Consider the following 18,620-nt stretch of genomic DNA (forward strand, 5'->3'; position numbering starts at 1 on the left):
GTTCGCGCTGCCGCATCCGATGCTCGGCGAAGAGGTCGCCGCCGCGGTCGTCACGCGCGAAGGAGCACACGTCTCCGAACGAGAGCTGCGGGACTTCGTGGCGCGCCGGCTGGCGGACTTCAAGGTGCCACGTCGGGTGGTGTTCCTCTCCGAGCTGCCCAAAGGGCCCACCGGAAAGGTGCAGCGCCTGGGGCTCGCCGAGCGACTGGGCCTCACGTCATGAAGATCGCCATCTTCGGCGCGGGAGCGATTGGCGGACTCCTGGGCGTCAAGCTGATCCAAGCGGGCGCTGACGTCACCCTCATCGCCCGAGGGGCGCACCTGACCGCGATGCGTGCGCACGGCCTCACGCTGACGAGCGACGGAGTCACCGTCACCGTCCATCCGCGCTGCACGGACTCGCCCGACGAGGCGGGCCCCCAGGACGCGGTCTTCCTCACGCTCAAAGCCCATGCCCTGACGGATGCCGCGCCCGACATCGCGCGCCTGCTCGGGCCGGAGACGGCGCTCGTCACCGCGGTGAATGGCGTCCCCTATTGGTACTTCCATGCACTCGACAGCCCGTACCGAGACCACGTCCTCCAGAGCGTGGATCCGGGCGGAGTGCTCTGGCGCACGCTGCCTCCATCGCGCGTCATCGGCGCGGTCGTCTACCCCGCGGCGGAGGTCACCAGGCCAGGCGTCGTCACACACCTGTACGGAGACCGGGTCGTCCTCGGCGAGCCGGATGGGTCGCGCAGTCCACGCGTGGAGGCCTTGTCGGCGCTCCTCACGAAAGCGGGCTTCAAGGCGCCCATCCGCCCGCGCATCCGCGACGAGCTGTGGATGAAGCTCTGGGGCAACCTCGCGTTCAATCCGTTGTCCGCGCTCACCGGAGCCACCCTGGACACGCTCGCGACGGCGCCGGACCTCCGAGACATCGCGCGACGGATGATGGTCGAGGCCCAAGCGGTGGGCGAAGCGCTGGGCGCACGCTTCCTGCTCCCCGTGGATCAACGCATCCAAGGCGCGGCGGCGGTCGGCGCGCACAAGACGTCCATGCTCCAGGACCTGGAGCGCGGACGCCCGATGGAGATCGACGCGCTGCTCGGCGCGGTGGTGGAGCTGGGACACCTGGTGGGAAAGCCCCTGCCCACCGCGGAGCTGGTGCTCACCCTGGTGCGAGAGCGTGCACGCGCCGCGGGCTGCTATCCCGCGAGGTGATCGCGCCTAGTGGTGGAATCGCAGCCACGCCAACGCGCCCAGCACCAACGCCGTGGCGCCAACGATGGCCACCTTCCGCCACGGCGACACTTCGATGATCTCCACGGGAGGAGGCTCCTGCAGAGACACCAACTCTTCCAGGAGCGCGTTCCAGCGCCGAGCGTCATCCACCAGTTGGGTCAGCAGGGGAATCCAGCCAGCGCCCCCGGAGAAGAGCTGCAGTGTCTCGCGCGTGAGCAGGGCCATCGCGCGAGCCCCCACGCGCAGACACAGCCCCACGCGCGTGAGTCGCTCGGTCAGGTCTTGCAAGCGCGGCGGCTCGGCGTCGGGGCCCACGACGACGCAGAGGTCACCATCGAGTCGCAGCCGGCACGCCACGAGGCCGTTGCCAGCACCCACCCGCATCTCCCCCGCGAGGAAGGGATTGATGCCCTCGACGAACATCGCCATGGCCTTGCGCAGCGTCGTGAACACCACGCTGGCGTGCTGGTACGCGTAGCGGACGAGGTTCCACCAGAAGGTCTTCGCGTGCGCGACCCCCTTCGCCAGCACCGAGGCCACCGTCGTGAGCGAGTCGCCCACCATCGTCAGCCGTCGCCCCAGCCAGCGCGCGCCTCGGGAGAGCCCATCCCAGAGGAAGAAGATGGGGTCGCGCGAGATGGTGTGCGTCCACACGTCCTTCATCTCCTGCGGGTTCTCCGCCACGAAGCGCGCGACAAGCTCCGGCGCCACCTCCGCGTGCGAATGCTCGGCCGCCAGGGCCTTCACCAGCGCTTCGTCGATGCGCCCCCCCCGCGCCGCCAGCTCCGCGTCCGAGTGCTCCTGGTCGCGCCAGAAGGCGACGAGCGCCTCGCGCAACAACCGCCGCCCCACGTCCGTGTCCGTGCGCGAGTCGAGCGCGCCCACGTCATAGCCAAGCAACCACAGCTCGGAGCGCACCAGCCGGCGGATGAACCGCACGGCCTCCGACTCATCCTCCGAGCCCTCCACGAGCAACGGCGTCTGCAACATGTGCCCGAGCGACAGCAGCGCGTCATCGTCGAACGCCAGCTCCAGCGCGGCCCGGTCCGTCAGCGCGCTCCCGCCATCGAGCCCCAGCGTCCGGACCACCGCCTTGAAGCGGGCCAATGGCTCGCGCAGGGCCTTCGCCCGAGCGGTCGCGGGAGCCTCGAAGCCCAGCATGCGCAAGCGCAGCGCCAGCGCGCGCACGAGCGCCGGCCTCGGCTCATCCCCAGGCAGCAGCCAGTGGGACAGGTCGAGCGGAGGCTCCAGGGTGATGAGCGCCTGGAGCGCCATCCACGTCTCCAGCCCCACCCAACCGTCCTGGACAATCCCAGCCTCCTCCTGGAAGCGCCGCACCTCGCGACGAAGCGGGGCATCCAGGCGGTGGCTCGTCACGTCCCGCACGGAGTACCCCAGGAGCGCCAGCCGCGCTCGGACCGCGCGGACCCGCGGCTCCAATTCGCGCGTCATCCGTTGCGGATCCTCGAACGGATCCTCGGCGGGCAGTGACGCCAGCGCCAGGCCCCGCTCGAAGCGCTCCATCCCCGCCTCCAGCCCGTGCATCGCCTGGAAGCGCGCGCGCATCGCCTCGGGCTCGCTCTCCGCCGCCGAGTCCATCCACGAGGACGGCACGGACTGCGCCGCCCGTTCCATGCCGCCCCCACCCTCCCGAGGGACGGGGTCCAGGCTCAACCGCGCCGCAGACTCACCGCCCCCCAGCTCCGTGAGGAAGTCCTCCCACGAGGTGCTCACCCAGCCGCCCCCGCGCTACTTCTGGAACTTGGGGACGAGCGCCTTGAGGTTGTCCGCGAAGTACTGAATCAGCGCGGTGCGCGCGCTCCGGCCGCTCTGCACGGATTGGTCATGCAGCCGCAGCAGCTCATCCAGACGCTCCAACTTCTCCTGGGTCTGGAAGTTCTGCACGTCCCCATCGAAGAGCACGCGCGTGGCCGCCACCAGCTTCAGCGTCCCCTGCGCCTGCGTGCCCGTGGCCCGGGTGAACAGCCCATCCCAGTCGATGCCCTGCTTGTCCGGCTTGAGGACCGCCTCGATGTCCCCCGTGTACGTCAGCACCTCCAACGACGAGAAATCCGCCGCCAGGTCCCCCAACTTCGTCAACGCCTCCTGGAGCTTCGTCTCCGCCATGACGTCCCCCCGAGCCGCAAGGCGCCCGTAGGCGAGGCTCGAATCGCCCCAGTATAGGAAAACGAGATGAAACCGGCACAACCCGTGCTGCCCGCTATGTCGGACAAGGTGTGCTTCCGGGTTGATCCACCGGACTGTGCGAAAAAACACCCTCCGGCCACAACATTTGAGGCCGCACCTCCGATGATAGAGGAAACGCACTTCAGGAGAATCCCGTGGCCCGTATCGACAACAGTGGCAGCCGGTCCGCGCCGCGTCCGAAGCCGGCGAACTTCATCAACCCGAAGGCGCTGAAGGATGTCGCTGCCCAGGTGCAGAAGGACATCAAGAAGCTCGCCAACTCGTCGAACAGCACGGTCAAGACGAACAAGGACGGCTCTGTCAGCCGCTCGTCGACCACGACGAAGAAGCAGACCACTCAGTCCAAGGAGCTGACCACCTCCAAGGGTCCCCTGGGCGAGTCCAAGTTCAAGTACGCCACCACGTCCAAGACGGGCGGGACGACGGCGAAGAACACCCGCACCACCCAGTCCGACGTCTTCGGTCGCACCACGTCCACGCATCAGCGTGAGGTCAGCCGCGAGAAGGGCAACACCGCGAAGACCGAGACGAACACCAAGACGACCGACCACCGCGGCACGAAGAAGGAAGTCGACGCCAAGAGCACCAAGGTGACCACGGGCAACACGTCCAAGACGGACACGCGCTCGGTCACCACGGACTCCCACGGCAACAAGGCGGTGACCAAGGAGTCCAGCACCGCCACGAAGAACGGCAACACGACCACCACCAAGACCTCCAAGGAGACGACTGGCACCGAGCGGACCAACACCGCCGTCTCCAAGTTCGAGGATGGCAAGTACACGCTGGGCAACCAGACCGACTGGAAGAACAACAAGTTCAACAAGGAGGTCGGCTTCAACAAGGAGAAGGAGCTGAAGCCCAGCTCCGCCGACAGCGGCTTCACCCAGGCGAAGAAGGACAAGCTGAGCCGCGCGCAGACGGCCGGCGACCTCCTGGGCGCCGCGGGCGTGAAGAAGGAGTGGAAGTCGGAGTTCAATCACATCAAGGAGAACAACACCTCCAAGACCCCGGGCACCTTCGTGGGCTCGCGCGTGGGCACCTCCGGCTCGCAGAGCTTCAGCGTGGGCGCGGATGGCGTGAACGCCGCCTACAACCGCGAGGCCAAGGCTGGCCTGTATGCGGAGAAGACGGGCAAGACGACGGGCAAGTATGGCGAGGCCTCGTACAAGGCCGGCGCGCAGCTCGAGGCCAAGGCCAGCGTCGACGCGAAGGGCAAGCTCAACACCAACGGCCTGGACGCCAGCGTCTCCGCGAAGGCCAGCGCCTCCGCCGAGGTGAACATCAGCGGCAAGGCGCAGACCAAGAGCGTCAAGGTCGCGGGCGTGGACCTCAACGCCTCCGTCGAGGGCAAGGCCAAGGCGTCCGCCGAGGTCTCCGCCGAGGCCACCGGCAAGGTGAAGGTCACGCGCAACCCGCCCACGGCCATCGCCGAGGGCACGGTGGGCGCCTCCGCGGTCGCCAAGGTCGAGGGCGAGGTCAAGGCCTCGGCCGGCCCCTTCGCGGTGAAGGCCAGCGCGTACGCGAGCGCCGGCGCCGAGGCGAAGGCCACGGGCGTCATCGGCTACGAGGACGGCAAGCTGAAGATTGGCGGCAGCGCGGGCGCGGCGCTCGGCCTGGGCGCGGGCGCGTCGGCCACGGTGGAGATCGACGTGAAGCAGGTCGGTGAGATGGCGAAGAACACGGCGGTGGCCGTGGCCGACGCCAACCACGACGGCAAGCTCGGCCTCGACGACGCCAAGGCCATCGCGAGCAGCGCGAAGAAGAAGGTCCTCGGCTGGATCGGCCTCTAAGCCATTCACTCCACGCACCCGCTCGTCTTCTCCGAGCGGGTGAGGAATACTCCCGCCCATGGCCCAGAGTGACCTGTACCGCCGTGGGTATGAGCAGCTGAAGGCTGGGAATTACGAAGAGGCCAAGCGCCTCTTCCGCGAGAACGAGGCCGCGTCCGGCACCACCGCCGCGACGCAGGCCCTTCTGAAGCAAGCCGACGCGAAGCTGCGCGAGGGCGACCTGAAGCAGGCCGCCACCCTCTTCGACCAGGTCCTCGACCGCAATCCGTCCATCCCCGAGGTGTACCAAGGCCTCGCGCGCATCAGCCTCTTCACGGGCGACGGCGACTCGGCCCGCGTGCACGCCACCGCCGCGGTGCGCCTGGGCCCCGGCCAAGGACTGTCGTGGACGCTGATGGGCCTGGTGCACGAGGCCGCGGGCGAGGTGGAGACCGCGCTCCAGCACCTGCAGAAGGGCGCGGAGCTGTCTCCCACGGTGTTCCTGTGCCAGTTCAACCTGGGCCGCGTGCTCGCCGCCGCGGGACGGGGCGCGTGGGGAATCCTGCCGCTCAAGCAGGCCACCGAGCTGGAGCCGAACAACCCGGACGGCTTCTACACGCTGGGCATGGCTTACAAGCAGACGCGCCAGTTCGAGAACTCGCTGCGCGCCTTCGAGAAGGCCCGCGACCTGGCGCCCACCAACGTGGACATGTGGGCCACGCTCGCGGACGTGCTCTTCGAGCTGAAGGAGTACAAGGCCGCGCGCGACGTGCTGGACCACGGGCTCGCGCGCTGTGGCGACCATCCGGCCCTGCTGGAGAAGGCGCTCGCCGCGTCGATGATGCTCTCCGACACCGAGGCCGGCGTGGGCTACGTGGAGCGCGAGCTGAAGGTCGCGCCCAACTACGAGCAGGCCTGGCTGAACCTCGCCAACCTGACGCTGCTGGAGAAGGACTTCGAGCGCAGCGAGCAGGCCGCGCGCGAGCTGCTCAAGCGCAACCCCAAGAGCTGGGAGGCGTACTTCCACCTGGGCAACCTCTTCGAGGCCGTGCCCGTGGAGAAGGAAGCCGAGGACGCGTACCGCAAGGCGGTGGAGCTGGCGCCGGACAACTGGAAGCCGCTCACCAACCTCGCCGGCCTGCTCATCCAGATGAACAACCCGGCGAAGAACGCCGAGGCCGTTCCGCTCCTGGAGAAGGCGCTGAAGGTCGCGCCAGCGGGCGACTGGACCGTGATGTACAACCTGGCGCTCGCGCACACCAAGCTGGGACAGCGTGACCGCGCCATGGAGCTGGCCCGCCGCATCCAGCAGGAAGCGCCCGCGGGGAACGACATGGCCGAGCAGGCGCGGCGGCTCGAGTCCAACCTGAAGGAAGCGGCGGCGCGCTCCCGCTGACGCGCGCCACCGAATGCGAGCCGAGGCCCGCGGCTACTTCGCGGGCTTCACGAACTTGAGCGCGAAGCGGTCACCGGTGCCACGGCGCGCGCCGGCCGCGCTCGGGCTCGCGCTCCAGTCGCGCGTGTCCTCGGGGTTGCGCCACGCCGCGCTCTCGCCCGCGAGCTGGAAGCCCGCCGCGAGCACCTCGGCGCGCACGGCCTGCTCGTCAATGCGGTGCAGCGTCTGCACGTCCGCGACGCCCGTGCCCGCCTTCGCGCTGGAGTCGATGACGACGTAGACGCCGCCGGGCTTGAGCGACTGGAAGATGGTCGCGTTCATCTTGGCGCGGTCGGTCCCCGTCCAGACGGTGTCGTGGTAGATGGCGTTGCTCACCACCGCGTCCAGGCCCGTCGCCTCGGGCGGCAGCGGCGAGTCGAGCTCGCGGTCCACGCGCACCACGCGCTGGTTGATGGGGCGCGCCAGCCGCTCGCTCCACGGATTCTCCGCGAAGCGCTCCAGCACCCACTTCGGATTGTGGCCATAGACGACGCCCTCGGGGCCCACCGCGCGGGCGAGCAACTCCGTGGTGTATCCGCCGCCCGCCATCACCTCGGCGACCTTCATGCCGGGCCGCACGCCGATGAACTCCAGCATCTCGGCCGGGTGACGGCCGGCGTCCAGGGCGCGGTCCGCGTCGAGCCGATCCGCCGCATCGACGATGGCGCGCGCCGAGGACGCGACGGACGCCGTGGTGACGGGGGTGGACGCATCGGGCGAGGCGGTGTGGGCACACCCCGCGAGGGAGAGACAGGCAGTGAGCAGGAAGAAGCGCATGGGGCCTCCTCTTAGCCTCAAGCCCCGCGCGCCGCTGGGGAAACCACGCGCCATGCGGATGTCCTTTCCCGACACGCGGCGGGCCCCTGGGGTGGCAGGCGACCACGGCACTGTTCAATCCCCTGGAGACGTACTGCACGAAACCAGCACGGACGGAATCCCGTGCGCCATCGCGCCTGCGGCCCGCCGAGGCGTCTGGTACGTGTGGTGACATGAAGCTCACGCGGCTGGAGATCCATGGCTACCGCGAGGTCGCGCCCGGGACGGTGCTCACGTTCGGGCCCGCGCACAACCTGGTGCTGGGTGACAACGGCACGGGCCGCACCACGCTGCTGGAGCTCATCTCCCAGGTGCTGCGCGCGGACTTCTCCACGATGCGCCACGAGCCCTTCTCGCTCGCGTGGCGCGTGGAGCTTCCTGGCATGACGCTGGACATGGTCGTGCGCAACCTGCCCGCCACGCCGGACGCAGTGACCGTGCCCGTCGTCACGCCGCGCCTCGCGCTCGCGCTGCCGCCCTCCGAGCCCGACACCGGACTGCACCCCTACCTGGAGGCCGATGTCCGGCTCTCCGGCCCGGACACGCGGCTGCGCGTGCGCGCAGATGCCTCGGGGCTGGGCTGCGAGGTGGATGGCGTGTCGGTCTGGTCGCGAGGCATGCACTGGTCCGTGTTGGACCGCACGGTGTGGACGCTGCTCTTCATGGGCGCGCAGTACATCGACCGCGGCCTGCGCGAGCGGCTGCGCGAACTCCTGCGCCGCACGTTCCTCCTGTCGCCGTCGCGCTTCGACGAGGCGCTCGGGACGTTCGAGCGCATTGGCACGCATCGCTACGCGATGGAGTCGCACGGCGACGACGTGTTCCCCTTGGGGCTCATGGCCCTGCCCACGTGGCTGCCGGGCTGGCTGCGCCGGCAGGTGGAGCGTGAGCCTCCGCGCGAGGCGCTGGAGTTCGCCCACGATGAGCTGGAGCGGAACTTCCTGGCGCGGTTCGTGGAACTGGCGGGGTTCGCCTCGGGGACGATGCGGGTGGAGGTGCTGGAGCGACGCGACTACGAGGATGGAGGGAGGCTGGCCTTCGGTCGCTTCAGCTTCCGCTTCACGCGGCGGGATGGCACCACGCGGAGCCAGGAGCAGCTCGGTCACGGGCAGAAGCGACTCTTGTCCTTCCTGTACTACCTGGACGTGAACGAGGACTTCGTCATCGCGGACGAGCTGCCCAACGGCTTGCATCCCCGTCACGTCGCGACCTGCGTGGACGAGCTGGGCGCGCGACAGGCCTTTCTCACCAGCCAGAACCCGCTGTTGCTCGAACACGTCACGTTCCGCTCGGCCCAGGACCTGCGCCGCTCCGTCATCCACTGCGCGGTGGAGCAAGGCCCCGGCCCCGAGCGTCTGCGCTGGAGTCAGCCCGACGCGGACGTGGCTACCCGCCTCTTCCCCCCGTGGTGCGATGCTCCTCATGGTCGCGGCGCATTGCTGCGCACCCATGGCCTCGGGTGACTCGGCACGAGTAGCCTCGGGCCATGTCCGACACCTTCGCGTTCACCTCCCAGGTCCCCTTCGAGCGCACGCACCCGACCACGCTCGCGGTCTATTGCTCGGATGGGCGATTCACCGAGGCGGTCGAGGATCTCGCCGCGCACCTGGGACATGCGCGCATCGACACGCTCACCCTCCCCGGCGGTCCCGGGCTGCTCAACCGCTGGGTGGCGGATTATCTGGAGAGCGACGTGGTGGCGCGCGCCGCGGAGTTCCTCATCCGGGGCCACCACATCACCGAGGTCCTCCTGCTGGCCCACGAAGGCTGTGGCTACTACCAGGCGCGCCACGGTGCGCTGGGCCCGGAGTTCGTCGCGAAGCAGCAGCTCGACGACCTCCGCTTCGGCGCGGAGGAGCTGCGCAAGGCGCACCCCGGCATCCGCGTGCGGCTCTTCCTCGTCCGTCCCCGCGACGCGCGAATCCACTTCGAGGCGGTGTCGCTGGAGGGCGACGCAGCCGGTGCCTCCGCGTCCCCCTGAGTGGGGTGCGGCGTGAAGTCGCTCACCAGCTCATGAGGCCAAGCTGGACCGAGCCCCACATTCCAAGCGCGCAGACCGCGCCAACGGCAAGCGCGAGCCATCCCAGTCGCACGCGCTGATGCCGCGTGCGTCCCCGGAGACAGAACAGCCCGACGACGGTGCCCAGCAGGGCACCAGTGGGGGTGCCCAGGACCAACCCCATAAGGCCGGGGAGCCCGTGGGGATCCGAGTCGATGGCCTTGTCGATCACCACGCCAACCGTGAGCCCGACCGAGCCGCCGGAGAGCAAGAACGCGACGACGAGGAACGCCGCGCTCGCCAACGAAACGCCCAGCTGGGTGGACACGGAGACAGACGGAGATGCGGGCTCAGTGGGCATGGGTGTGAACGCTCGTGAGGACAGAGGTCAGACAGCGCCGCGCGTCGAGACACTACCCCACGGAACCTCAATCGGCTCTAAGGTGCCGGCCGTGTCTCGCGCGGAACGACTGCTCGACCTGCTTCAACACCTCCGACGTCAGCGAGGCCCCGTCAGCGGCTCCACCTTGGCGGAGGAGTTGGGCGTCAGCCTGCGCACGCTCTACCGGGACATCGCCAGCCTCCAGACCCAGGGCGCTCGCATCGAGGGAGAGCCCGGCTTCGGCTACGTCCTGCGCCCGGGCTTCACCCTGCCCCCGCTGATGTTCTCCGAGGAGGAACTGGAGGCGCTGGTGCTCGGCTCGCGCTGGGTGGCGCACCGAGCGGACGGACGCCTGGGGCGCGCGGCGAGCGACGCCCTCGCCAAGATTGCCGCCGTGCTGCCCGCCGACCTTCGCGAGGAGCTGGAGTCCACGACCCTGCTCGTGGGCCCGGGAGACCCCATCATCGCGGGAGACATCGACCTGGGCGCCCTGCGCCGAGCCATCCGCGAGGAGCGCAAGGTCGTCATCTCCTACCGCGACAAGACAGACGCCCCGAGCACCCGGACCCTCTGGCCCTTCGCCGTGGGCTTCTTCGACCGCGTGCGAGTCATCGTCGCGTGGTGCGAGCTGCGCGAGGGCTTCCGCCACTTCCGGGTGGACCGCATCAGCACCCTGGAAACCACCGAGACGCGCTACCCCCGGCCCCGTCGGGAACTCCTGCGCACCTGGTTCGAGTCCGAGCGCATCCCACCCCAGTAGCCCGTGCGCGCTGCTGACAGAAACTGACAGCAGCGTCCCCTATGAGTCGTTTCACCGAACGCGGCGAGCCCGCCTCGGCCGACGGGGCTTTTCCCGTCGAGCGCACCGGAAACGACTTCATGGCCACGCCCAACTTCATCCTGCTCTACGTCGACAACCCCACCGCCAGCGCCGCCTTCTACGCGAACCTCCTGGGCCAGCCGCCCGTCGAGGCCTCCCCCACCTTCGCCATGTTCGCGCTGCCCTCCGGGTACATGCTGGGCCTCTGGGCCAGGCATACCGTGGAGCCCGCTGCCAGCGGCACGGTGGGCGGCAGCGAGCTGGCCTTCACCGTCCCGGACGCCGACGCCGTCCGGGCATGGCACGCGGACTGGAAAGGCCGAGGACTCCCCATCGCCCAGGCCCCCACCGAGATGGACTTCGGCCACACCTTCGTCGCGCTCGACCCGGACGGGCACCGCCTCCGCGTCTTCGCGCCGGGTGCGCCGTGAGTCAGGGCTGGCTGGCGGTGGCCTCCGAGGAGCACGTCCTCCGAGGCCGCCAAGGCGGCTTCATGCAGGTCTGCCACGGCAAGGGAGCGCCACTGCGACGCCTCCATCCGGGAGACCGGGTGGTCTATTACTCGCCCACGGTGACGTTTCAGGGAAAGGACACGCTCCAGGCCTTCACGGCGCTCGGCATCGTGAAGGCAGGCGAGCCCTACCGCTTCGACATGGGCGGCGGCTTCATCCCTTTCCGCCGAGACGTGAGCTGGTTGGCGGCGAGAACCGCACCCATCCGCCCGCTCTTGGATGTCTTGGATTTCTCAGCGGGCATGCGCAACTGGGGCTATCGCCTGCGCGGCGGCTTGATTCCTCTCAGCGAGCACGACCTGGCGCTCATCTCCTCCGCGATGGGAGCGCCCGGCTCCAGCATGCTGACTCAGGAACGAGAGATGGCGTCCTCGAGCAGCCCCTGGATGTAGAAGACTTCGGTGATACGCTCCGCGAGGAAATGCCATATCAGCACGGCAGCGAGGGCTCCCAGCAAGGAGCCCGTTGCCAATCCCCTGGACGTCACTGGAATTCGCGGAGACACAACGCGCCAGGCAAACAGAGTCACGGCAAGGAGCACGGGCCACCACACGAAAGCCGAATACAGCCACGACTCCGCGTCGCAAGGAAGCGCGTCCCAGGCAGTCGGAAGAAAGAACAGCCGCCCCAACACCCAGGCCCCCCCGATGTTTCGAAGCAACTCTGCCATTACAATGGCGGTCCAGACGGGAGACGCAACGCCACGCCGCAAAGTGTCTCTGATTTTGTGCGCACAGAGTCCCACCACGGCGACGATCCCCACGAAGGAGCCGCCAACAATGGGCATGCAGCCTCCACTCTCTAAAACTAGGTAGTCGTCGAGCGGTAGCCAGCGCCACAACGAGACCCTAATGATCGCCTCACCAAAAATGACGAGGCCCGCGACAACAAAAGCAACAAGCCCCAGTACACGGGGCGAGGCAAGGCCGGCAGGAGAACAGGCTGAGCCACATGAACCATGCGCGACACGATAGCGCAGGCCCCGGCCCGCGCCCTCCTCCATGACGAAGGAGGGCGCGTGGGGCGTGACTACTTGTTCTTGCTGTACTCGCGGCTCGCGATGACGCCCTGGACCTCCGCCAGCGCGCGGGCTCCCGAGGCGGACTCCAGCGCCTTCTCGGCGATGGTCTGCACCTGGCGCTTCGCCTCCGCCAGCTCGGCCTGGAGGGCCTGGAGCGCCGCGGCCTGACGCACGTTCGTCTCCTTCAGCGAGGACACCTCCATCCCCGCCACGCGCTGCGCCGTCTCCGCGTCCTTCTGCGCCAGCGTGAACTTCAACTCCCACTCCGACTTCACCCGGTTGCCGACAATCGCCGAGGCCGCATCCACCTCGCGCTTCGTCACCGCCGGGAAGTCCGCCACCTGCTTGCGCAGGTCCGTCAATTCCTTCTCACGCAGAGCCAGCGCCTCCTCACGCGTGGCCCAGTCCTTCTCCAGCTTCTCCTTGCGGTCGCGCTCCTGGGCCGACTGCTGCCGCAGCACCTCCTGGAACGCGTCCTGCTCCTTCTTGCGGTGGAGCTGGATGTCATAGACATACGCCTCGTCGGACCGCTTGCGCGCGACCTCGGCCGCCTCTCGCTCCGCCGTCAGCTCGGCCTGGAAGCGCGCGCGGGACTCCGCCGCCTCCTTCTGCATCCGCTCCAGCTCCACGTGCAGGTCCGCCTTGCGCCGGTCGTACTCGGCCACCAGCACGTCGATGGCACTCGCGGCCACGTCTCGGCCATGCAGCGCCGCCAGCTCCTCGGTCTTCAGCCGGATGGCCTCATCCAGCTTCTTCAGCTCCTCCACGAGCGAAATCACCTGCTCGTTGATGCCACCGAGCGTCTTGTTGATGGTGAGCCCCGCCTCGGTCACCTTCTTCACGGCTGACTCGGCCGTGAGCCCCGCCACGCCCGTCAGCACGCTGCGCGCGTGGGTATTCCGAGCGTCCTGCTCCTTCGACGGAATGACAGGCTTGTTTCGAACCTTGCGAGACATGTCATCAAAAGCAGCCTTGGTCTCCTCGGTAGAACGATTGCGCGCGGCCATGGAATCCTCCAGGTATGGGAATGGTGTGGGAATGGGATGGCCTGCGAGCGCCGCTTGGGCGCCGCCCCCTCTCGGCTGGCCATGCGAGAGTTCTACCCTTCAGGTCTGACATTGCCGGCCGCGAGAACCGCCAGGCCAGGGCCCTCCGTCCCCCATCGCGCCGCGCCCCTCTGAGGCGCTCCGCGCACCCGCCTAGCCCTCCGGAGAAGGGTGCTCAACCTGGACGATTGGACCAAGGAAACGGAGTTTCGCACATGGCTCGTCCGAACCCTCCGGACTACTCATGCGCCATCGAAAGGGAGTCACTCACCGGCCCTTCATGGCGAAGGGCGTGGACTCCACCGAGGCAGAAAATGATCGTCGTGACCGGAGCCAATGGAAATGTCGGCAGCGCGCTGGTGCGGAATCTGCGGCGAGCAGGCCACGCCACCCGGGCCGTGACGCGGGACGCGAAGCGGACGGTGGTGCCCGAGGGCACCGAGGTCGTGACCGGCGACCTGACGAAGGCGGAGTCCCTGCGGCCCGCGCTGCAAGGGGCACAGGCGCTGTTCCTCCTGATGACCGCGGGCGACGTGGCCAACCGCGTGGACCTGCCCGCCGTGCTCGCCCTGGCGCGCGAAGCGGGGGTGAAGCGCGCGGTGGTGGTGTCCTCCCTCCTCGCTGGCACGCATCCCCACACCGTGCCGGGCGGCGGCGCCCTCATGGGGGAGCAGCTCGTGCGGGAGAGCGGGCTGGAGTGGACGATTCTGCGGCCCTGGGAGTTCGCCTCGAATGTGATGGCCTGGGTGCCCTCCATCCAGGCCGAGGGCGTCGTGCGCGTGGTCACCTCGGGTCTGGCCTCCGCGGCGGTGCACCCCGGTGACATCGCCGACGTGGCGTTCCACGCGCTCACCGAGCCGGGCCACGCGGGCGCCATCTACCCGCTCACCGGGCCCCAGGCGCTCACGCCCCAGCAGAAGGTCCACGCCCTCAGCGTGGCCCTCGGCCGGGAGCTGACCTTCGTCGACCAGAACGACACCCAGGCGCTCGCCGAGATGGCAAAGCACGCCCCGGACGCGGACTCCGTGAAGCTGATGATTCCGGGCGTCTGCGGCCTCGAGAGCCCCGCGTATGTCCCCACGATGGAGCGAATCGCGGGCACTCCGGCCCGCACCTTCCAGCAGTGGGCCCAGGAGCACGTGAGCGCCTTCCGTCTGGCTCGGGCGGCGTGAGCAGTCATTGCCTACTCTCCCGGGGCGGCACGACCCCTCCGCCTCGGGAAAGCGTCTGTTCACTCCTCAACAAGGACCGATTCTGAACACTCTCGCGGGATTGAGAAATGCACTCATTTCCTGCTTAGCGTGTCTCGCCTGGTGCAACGTCGCTCCATTCTCGGAGCGCCGTCGAGCACGAGGGGGGAGCTGGTCATGAAGCTGGGAATCACGATGCTGCGTGCAGTGGTGGCGGTGTCCGCGGTGCTGGCCCTGGGGGCCTGCGGTTCGGTGCCCTCGGATGACGCCTCGATGACGGGAGACGAGTCCCTGATGGAGTCCAAGGCGAACCTGGGGAGCTGCCCGGGCTATGACTCCTGCGCCAATTTCTCGCCCTGGTACGAGATCAACGCGAACGCCTACTGCGACGTCGCGGGGTCCTGTGGCTATGTGTGGGCTTGTGACAACGAGTGCATTGGCGGCGGCCAGGAGCCCGCCAAGGTGAAGGAGGGCAGCGACCCGAGCTTCATCCCGTCCTGCCCCTGCGGCAACGCCTACCGCCAGCCCAAGCCCGCCACGTACGGCCTCCAGGAGCGCTACCGCTACTGCTACAATCAGGCTGGCCAGGGCTGCACCGACTACGAGCACCAGTACGCCGTCCACGCCTGCGGCTGCTGAAGCACGCCGCCGAGCCCCCGCTCCTCCTCCCAGGGGGAGCGGTCCACTCGATTCAAGACCGCATCTGTCCGTGACCGGACAGTGGTGAATGCCCGACAGACTGCTCTCTTGATGGGGCAATCTCATTCACCCCTAATCTGGCTTCCTCCTGTCGCCGCGCATCGTCCTCGAGGCGCCCGCTGGCATGGGGAAGGAACGGCTCATGAAGGCAGGAATGACGTTGCTGCGAGCGGTGGCGGCGGTGTCCTTGGTGTTGGCGTTGAGCTCCTGCGGAGACGTGCCCCCACCGGACGCGGCACAGCCCAGCACTCGCCAGGATGAGCTGGTCGCAGAGGCCGTGCCTCTCCCGCTCCCTGCCGGCTGCCTCATCACCTCCCTGGATACAGACCATGACGGCATCTGTGACATCGTCGAGGCGGTGTTGGGCACCGATCCCAACAAGGCGGACACCGATGGGGACAACCTGAGCGACTACGTCGAATCATTCGGCTTCGGCGGCTTGGATTTGAGTGCCCTCGGCGCCAACGCGCGCAAGAAGGACATCTTCGTGGAGGTGGACTACTACCCCGGCCTCCAGCCCTCCCAGGCGCTGCTGAACAGCGTGATCACGGCGTTCGCCAACGCGCCGGTGAACAACCCGAATGGGACCACGGGCATCAACCTGCACCTGGTGTTGGATCAGCAGATCGCCGCCGCGGATGCGGACCAGGACTTGAATCCGGTCTGGACCGACTTCGACACCATCAAGGCCAAGTATTTCTCCGCGAACCGTGCGCCGTACTTCCACTACATGCTGTTCGCGAACCGCTACAACGGAGGCAACTCCAGCGGCATCTCGCGCGGCATTCCCGCGCATGACTTCGTGGTGACCCTGGGCTTCGTGGGAGGCGTGACCGATCTGGCGCTGGCGGGCACCCTCATGCACGAGCTGGGGCACAACATCGGCCTGCGCCACGGCGGCAATGACGACTCCAACTACAAGCCCAACTACCTGAGCATCATGAACTACGAATACCAGTTCTATGGGTTCGTCATTGACCGCATCGGTGGCACGCTCGACTACTCACGCGTGAAGGTGGCCGCCTTCGACGAGAGGACCGTCAGCGAGACGACCGCGTTCGCGCCCGTGGCCCCGACCACGGAGGCTGACCTCTCTCGCATTGGAGGGATCCGCGTCAACGGCGTCTCGGTGTTTGGCCATGCCGACACCGACCTCGACTTCAATAACAACATCAACATTGACCCCGGCACCTACGCCCTGGACTTCAACCGCAGCGGCTCCGCCACGGATGTCTTCCCGGCGTCGCAGAATGACTGGTTGGCGCTGCTCTTCGATGGCGGCGGCACGATTGGCTTCGCCGCGCCGGGCGTCTCGCGGAGCCTGGGGCGCGCGGAGCCCTTCCTCGTGGCCCCCGAGAAGATGGAGCCCTGCCTCACGGTGGATCCGAAGCACGCCCCGTAAGCACGCCGCCCCTCACTGACGCGCCGAATCCCACCGCCGGGGGCCTGCACGGGCCCCGGCGGTCGTGTCTGTCCAAGCGCATCGACCCGAACGGTGGGCTCGCTCGAGGCGGATGCCCATCTGTCCATGAGTGGACGCTGATAGATGCCCAACACACTGTGGTCTTGATAGGGCAACCTCATTCACGCCTAATCTGAAATTCCCGTGTCGCCGCGCCTCATCCTCGGGGCGCCTGCTGGCACGGGAAGGAACAGACCCAAGAAGGTAGGAATGACGTTGCTGCGTGCGATGGCGACGGTGTCCGCGGTGTTGGCTTTGAGCGCCTGTGGCGCGATGCCGGGCGACGAGAACGCGCCCCTGGGCGATGACTCCGTCGTGGAGTCCAAGGCCGCGCTGGGGAGCTGCCCTGGCTATGATTCCTGTGCCGCGTTCTCGCCGTGGGTCGACGTCCCTGGGACCACCACGTGCACCGAGGACACGTCGTGTGGCTATACCTGGGTTTGCGGCTCGTGTTTCGCGGGCGGGGCGCAGGATGAGCTGAAGGACAACACCGACCCGAGCTTCATCCCCCAGTGTCCCCCCGGCTCGTGCCCGCAGACCGTGGGCAAGCCCGCCAAGTACGTCCAGCAGACCCGCTACCGCGTCTGCTACAACCCGGCCGGCCAGAGCTGCACGGACCGCGAGTACCAGACCGGCGCGAAGGTCGCCTGCGGCTGCTGAACCCTCCCCGGGGCCCCTCAGCGCACCGGCTCGAAGAAGCGCTCGGCGCGCAGCCCCGTGCCCTTGAAAAGACTGCTCAACAGGCCGTCATACCCCCATGACAGCCAGACAATCATGGCCTTGCCTTTGATGTGGCCATCGGGGACGTAGGCAGGCACCACGGGACCGCCCAGGCCGTAGCGGCTGTCCAGGCTGTTGTCGCGATTGTCCCCCGCGACGAAGACGTGGCCCTCGGGAACGACATACGGGCCTTCGTGCGCTCGGGCCGGCGGGCGCACGGGGTTCTGAAGCGCGGCGTGTGTCACCCCCGACAGGTGCTCGCGGTACAGCACGAGGTGCTCCTCGAACCACGCCCCGCTCTCCTCGGCGCGGTTGTGCACGACCGAGTTCGCGGACTCGAGTTCGCGCGGCTGTGGCTGCCCGTTGATGACCACTCCGTCGTCGACGAACTCGACCGTATCGCCCGGAACGCCGACCACGCGCTTGATGAGGTCCGTGGAGGTGTCCACCGGATTGTTGAAGACAATCACGTCACCCCGCGCCGGCGCTCGGACGATGCGGAAGGGCACCACATTGAGCAGCGGGATGCGCACGCCGTAGATGAACTTGTTGATGAAGACCTGATCTCCAAGCTGGAGCGTGGGCAACATCGAGCCCGAGGGAATCCGATACGGCTCGATGATCACGGTCCGGATGAGCAGCGCGATGAAGAGCGCCTTCGCGATGCCCACGAGAAAGCTGCCCGCGAAGGGTCGGCGCTGCGCGCCCCAAAGCTCGGTGGCGAGCCCGTCCAGCACCTTCACCTCGGCTCGAAGCGTGTCCGCATGGTCCGCGATCGACGCGGCCTCCACGCGCAAGGCGTGCTCCAGGAGGCGCTCGACGGCGGGCGCGGGCAACGAACCGGCTCCACGCGACAGCAGGCGCTCCACCTCGGCGATGAGTTCGCTCGCGTCGTGCCTCGGCTGAAGCAGCGCCCGCGCCTTCGCGGACACCTGACGCCAGCCCCACAGCGCGACGCTGGCGAGCACCATCGCCAGCCCCCAGCCCCGCATCACGGGCTGGGCCCACGCGGCGGTCTCGGGGAGGGACTCGATGAGCGCCACGTCCAGCACGAAGGCGATACCCAACAAGGACAAGGGCGCCCAGGGGCTCGTCAGCAGCTCGCGCCGCAGGTGCTGGCGCCTCGCGGCGTGCTGGGCGGGGGTGCGCCGGGCCGCGAGCGTGGCGGACGGTTTCTCGAAGGGACGGGCCGTGTTCATGGGCGAGGGCTGCTCCGAAAGACTTCCTTGAGGAGGGACGAGCCACCCCCCACCCCGAGCCGCCTCGCTTCATAGCCCAGGCGAAGTCCAGGAATCCCGGCGACGCGGCGCATGC

General features: G+C 68.3%; 19 protein-coding genes. 13 read left to right on the top strand and 6 right to left on the bottom strand.

The features are described from left to right. On the top strand, positions 1-223 hold a 223-nt coding region (locus JGU66_35100; protein MBJ6766010.1), incomplete at its 5' end, for an AMP-dependent synthetase. Beyond that, entirely contained in the window at positions 220-1,203 is a 984-nt protein-coding gene (locus tag JGU66_35105) for a 2-dehydropantoate 2-reductase (GenBank protein MBJ6766011.1), read from the top strand. The genes JGU66_35100 and JGU66_35105, both read left to right, overlap by 4 nt. Positions 1,204-1,209: 6 nt before the next feature. Here the strand turns inward: JGU66_35105 and JGU66_35110 are convergent, their stop codons facing one another. Both JGU66_35110 and JGU66_35115 read right to left on the bottom strand, forming a co-directional pair. Then, on the bottom strand, positions 1,210-2,958 hold the full coding sequence (locus tag JGU66_35110; GenBank protein ID MBJ6766012.1) for a peptidoglycan-binding protein: 1,749 nt from the start codon (positions 2,956-2,958) through the stop codon (positions 1,210-1,212). A 15-nt stretch (positions 2,959-2,973) separates the two neighbouring features. Continuing rightward, on the bottom strand, positions 2,974-3,351 hold the full coding sequence (locus JGU66_35115; protein MBJ6766013.1) for a hypothetical protein: 378 nt from the start codon (positions 3,349-3,351) through the stop codon (positions 2,974-2,976). Positions 3,352-3,566: 215 nt separating this feature from the next. Here JGU66_35115 and JGU66_35120 point away from each other — a divergent pair, with 215 nt between their 5' ends. Beyond that, positions 3,567-5,225, top strand: a complete 1,659-nt coding sequence (locus tag JGU66_35120; GenBank protein MBJ6766014.1) for a hypothetical protein — start codon at positions 3,567-3,569, stop codon at positions 5,223-5,225. Positions 5,226-5,283: 58 nt separating this feature from the next. Next, entirely contained in the window at positions 5,284-6,600 is a 1,317-nt protein-coding gene (locus tag JGU66_35125; GenBank protein MBJ6766015.1) for a tetratricopeptide repeat protein, read from the top strand. A 33-nt stretch (positions 6,601-6,633) separates the two neighbouring features. Here the strand turns inward: JGU66_35125 and JGU66_35130 are convergent, their stop codons facing one another. After that, positions 6,634-7,416: a class I SAM-dependent methyltransferase gene (locus JGU66_35130; protein MBJ6766016.1), complete on the bottom strand. Its 783-nt coding sequence runs from the start codon at positions 7,414-7,416 to the stop codon at positions 6,634-6,636. Between the two features lie 212 nt (positions 7,417-7,628). On the opposite strand from JGU66_35130, the gene JGU66_35135 reads away from it, so the two are divergent. Together JGU66_35135 and JGU66_35140 are read left to right on the top strand one after the other, a co-directional pair. Further along, entirely contained in the window at positions 7,629-8,918 is a 1,290-nt protein-coding gene (locus tag JGU66_35135) for an AAA family ATPase (protein MBJ6766017.1), read from the top strand. 23 nt (positions 8,919-8,941) lie between these two features. Continuing rightward, entirely contained in the window at positions 8,942-9,436 is a 495-nt protein-coding gene (locus JGU66_35140) for a hypothetical protein (protein MBJ6766018.1), read from the top strand. 22 nt (positions 9,437-9,458) lie between these two features. Here JGU66_35140 and JGU66_35145 read toward each other — a convergent pair whose 3' ends face one another. Next, the gene (locus JGU66_35145; GenBank protein ID MBJ6766019.1) at positions 9,459-9,815 is read right to left on the bottom strand and encodes a hypothetical protein; all 357 of its coding nucleotides are present in this window, start codon (positions 9,813-9,815) and stop codon (positions 9,459-9,461) included. Between the two features lie 91 nt (positions 9,816-9,906). On the opposite strand from JGU66_35145, the gene JGU66_35150 reads away from it, so the two are divergent. From JGU66_35150 to JGU66_35160, 3 genes are all read left to right on the top strand, one after another. Next, positions 9,907-10,596, top strand: a complete 690-nt coding sequence (locus JGU66_35150; protein ID MBJ6766020.1) for a YafY family transcriptional regulator — start codon at positions 9,907-9,909, stop codon at positions 10,594-10,596. Between the two features lie 119 nt (positions 10,597-10,715). Next, on the top strand, positions 10,716-11,087 hold the full coding sequence (locus JGU66_35155) for a VOC family protein (GenBank protein ID MBJ6766021.1): 372 nt from the start codon (positions 10,716-10,718) through the stop codon (positions 11,085-11,087). After that, positions 11,084-11,560 (top strand): EVE domain-containing protein, encoded by a 477-nt coding sequence (locus tag JGU66_35160; protein MBJ6766022.1) that lies wholly within the window; start codon positions 11,084-11,086, stop codon positions 11,558-11,560. Before JGU66_35155 ends, JGU66_35160 begins: the two co-directional genes overlap by 4 nt. Before the next feature lie 637 nt (positions 11,561-12,197). Here JGU66_35160 and JGU66_35165 read toward each other — a convergent pair. Then, positions 12,198-13,196, bottom strand: coding sequence for a kinetoplast-associated protein (locus JGU66_35165; protein MBJ6766023.1), 999 nt, complete (start codon positions 13,194-13,196; stop codon positions 12,198-12,200). Positions 13,197-13,549: 353 nt separating this feature from the next. Here JGU66_35165 and JGU66_35170 point away from each other — a divergent pair, with 353 nt between their 5' ends. The 4 genes from JGU66_35170 (at position 13,550) to JGU66_35185 (ending at position 17,246) form a co-directional block, all read left to right on the top strand. Beyond that, complete coding sequence (locus JGU66_35170; protein MBJ6766024.1) at positions 13,550-14,407, top strand: NAD(P)H-binding protein; 858 nt, start codon at positions 13,550-13,552, stop codon at positions 14,405-14,407. A 195-nt stretch (positions 14,408-14,602) separates the two neighbouring features. Further along, a complete protein-coding gene (locus JGU66_35175; protein MBJ6766025.1) occupies positions 14,603-15,064 on the top strand; it encodes a hypothetical protein in 462 nt (153 codons plus the stop codon). A gap of 214 nt (positions 15,065-15,278) precedes the next feature. Continuing rightward, entirely contained in the window at positions 15,279-16,526 is a 1,248-nt protein-coding gene (locus JGU66_35180) for a hypothetical protein (GenBank protein MBJ6766026.1), read from the top strand. A gap of 270 nt (positions 16,527-16,796) precedes the next feature. Further along, complete coding sequence (locus JGU66_35185) at positions 16,797-17,246, top strand: hypothetical protein (GenBank protein MBJ6766027.1); 450 nt, start codon at positions 16,797-16,799, stop codon at positions 17,244-17,246. Positions 17,247-17,263: 17 nt separating this feature from the next. On the opposite strand, the gene lepB is transcribed toward JGU66_35185, so the two are convergent. Beyond that, positions 17,264-18,505: a signal peptidase I gene (gene lepB, locus JGU66_35190; protein ID MBJ6766028.1), complete on the bottom strand. Its 1,242-nt coding sequence runs from the start codon at positions 18,503-18,505 to the stop codon at positions 17,264-17,266. Positions 18,506-18,620: the final 115 nt, after the last annotated feature.

It is taken from the genome of Myxococcaceae bacterium JPH2, assembly GCA_016458225.1.
GTDB lineage: Bacteria > Myxococcota > Myxococcia > Myxococcales > Myxococcaceae > Citreicoccus.

Excerpts from the sequence above, each read along its gene's own strand:
- JGU66_35125 (MBJ6766015.1), top strand. The coding sequence starts at position 5,284 with ATGGCCCAGAGTGACCTGTACCGCCGTGGGTATGAGCAGCTGAAGGCT.
- JGU66_35105 (MBJ6766011.1), top strand. The coding sequence starts at position 220 with ATGAAGATCGCCATCTTCGGCGCGGGAGCGATTGGCGGACTCCTGGGC.
- JGU66_35135 (MBJ6766017.1), top strand. The coding sequence starts at position 7,629 with ATGAAGCTCACGCGGCTGGAGATCCATGGCTACCGCGAGGTCGCGCCC.
- JGU66_35130 (MBJ6766016.1), bottom strand. The coding sequence starts at position 7,416 with ATGCGCTTCTTCCTGCTCACTGCCTGTCTCTCCCTCGCGGGGTGTGCC.
- JGU66_35180 (MBJ6766026.1), top strand. The coding sequence starts at position 15,279 with ATGACGTTGCTGCGAGCGGTGGCGGCGGTGTCCTTGGTGTTGGCGTTG.
- lepB (MBJ6766028.1), bottom strand. The coding sequence starts at position 18,505 with ATGAACACGGCCCGTCCCTTCGAGAAACCGTCCGCCACGCTCGCGGCC.
- JGU66_35185 (MBJ6766027.1), top strand. The coding sequence starts at position 16,797 with ATGACGTTGCTGCGTGCGATGGCGACGGTGTCCGCGGTGTTGGCTTTG.
- JGU66_35155 (MBJ6766021.1), top strand. The coding sequence starts at position 10,716 with ATGGCCACGCCCAACTTCATCCTGCTCTACGTCGACAACCCCACCGCC.
- JGU66_35165 (MBJ6766023.1), bottom strand. The coding sequence starts at position 13,196 with ATGGCCGCGCGCAATCGTTCTACCGAGGAGACCAAGGCTGCTTTTGAT.
- JGU66_35115 (MBJ6766013.1), bottom strand. The coding sequence starts at position 3,351 with ATGGCGGAGACGAAGCTCCAGGAGGCGTTGACGAAGTTGGGGGACCTG.
- JGU66_35170 (MBJ6766024.1), top strand. The coding sequence starts at position 13,550 with ATGATCGTCGTGACCGGAGCCAATGGAAATGTCGGCAGCGCGCTGGTG.
- JGU66_35140 (MBJ6766018.1), top strand. The coding sequence starts at position 8,942 with ATGTCCGACACCTTCGCGTTCACCTCCCAGGTCCCCTTCGAGCGCACG.
- JGU66_35175 (MBJ6766025.1), top strand. The coding sequence starts at position 14,603 with ATGAAGCTGGGAATCACGATGCTGCGTGCAGTGGTGGCGGTGTCCGCG.
- JGU66_35145 (MBJ6766019.1), bottom strand. The coding sequence starts at position 9,815 with ATGCCCACTGAGCCCGCATCTCCGTCTGTCTCCGTGTCCACCCAGCTG.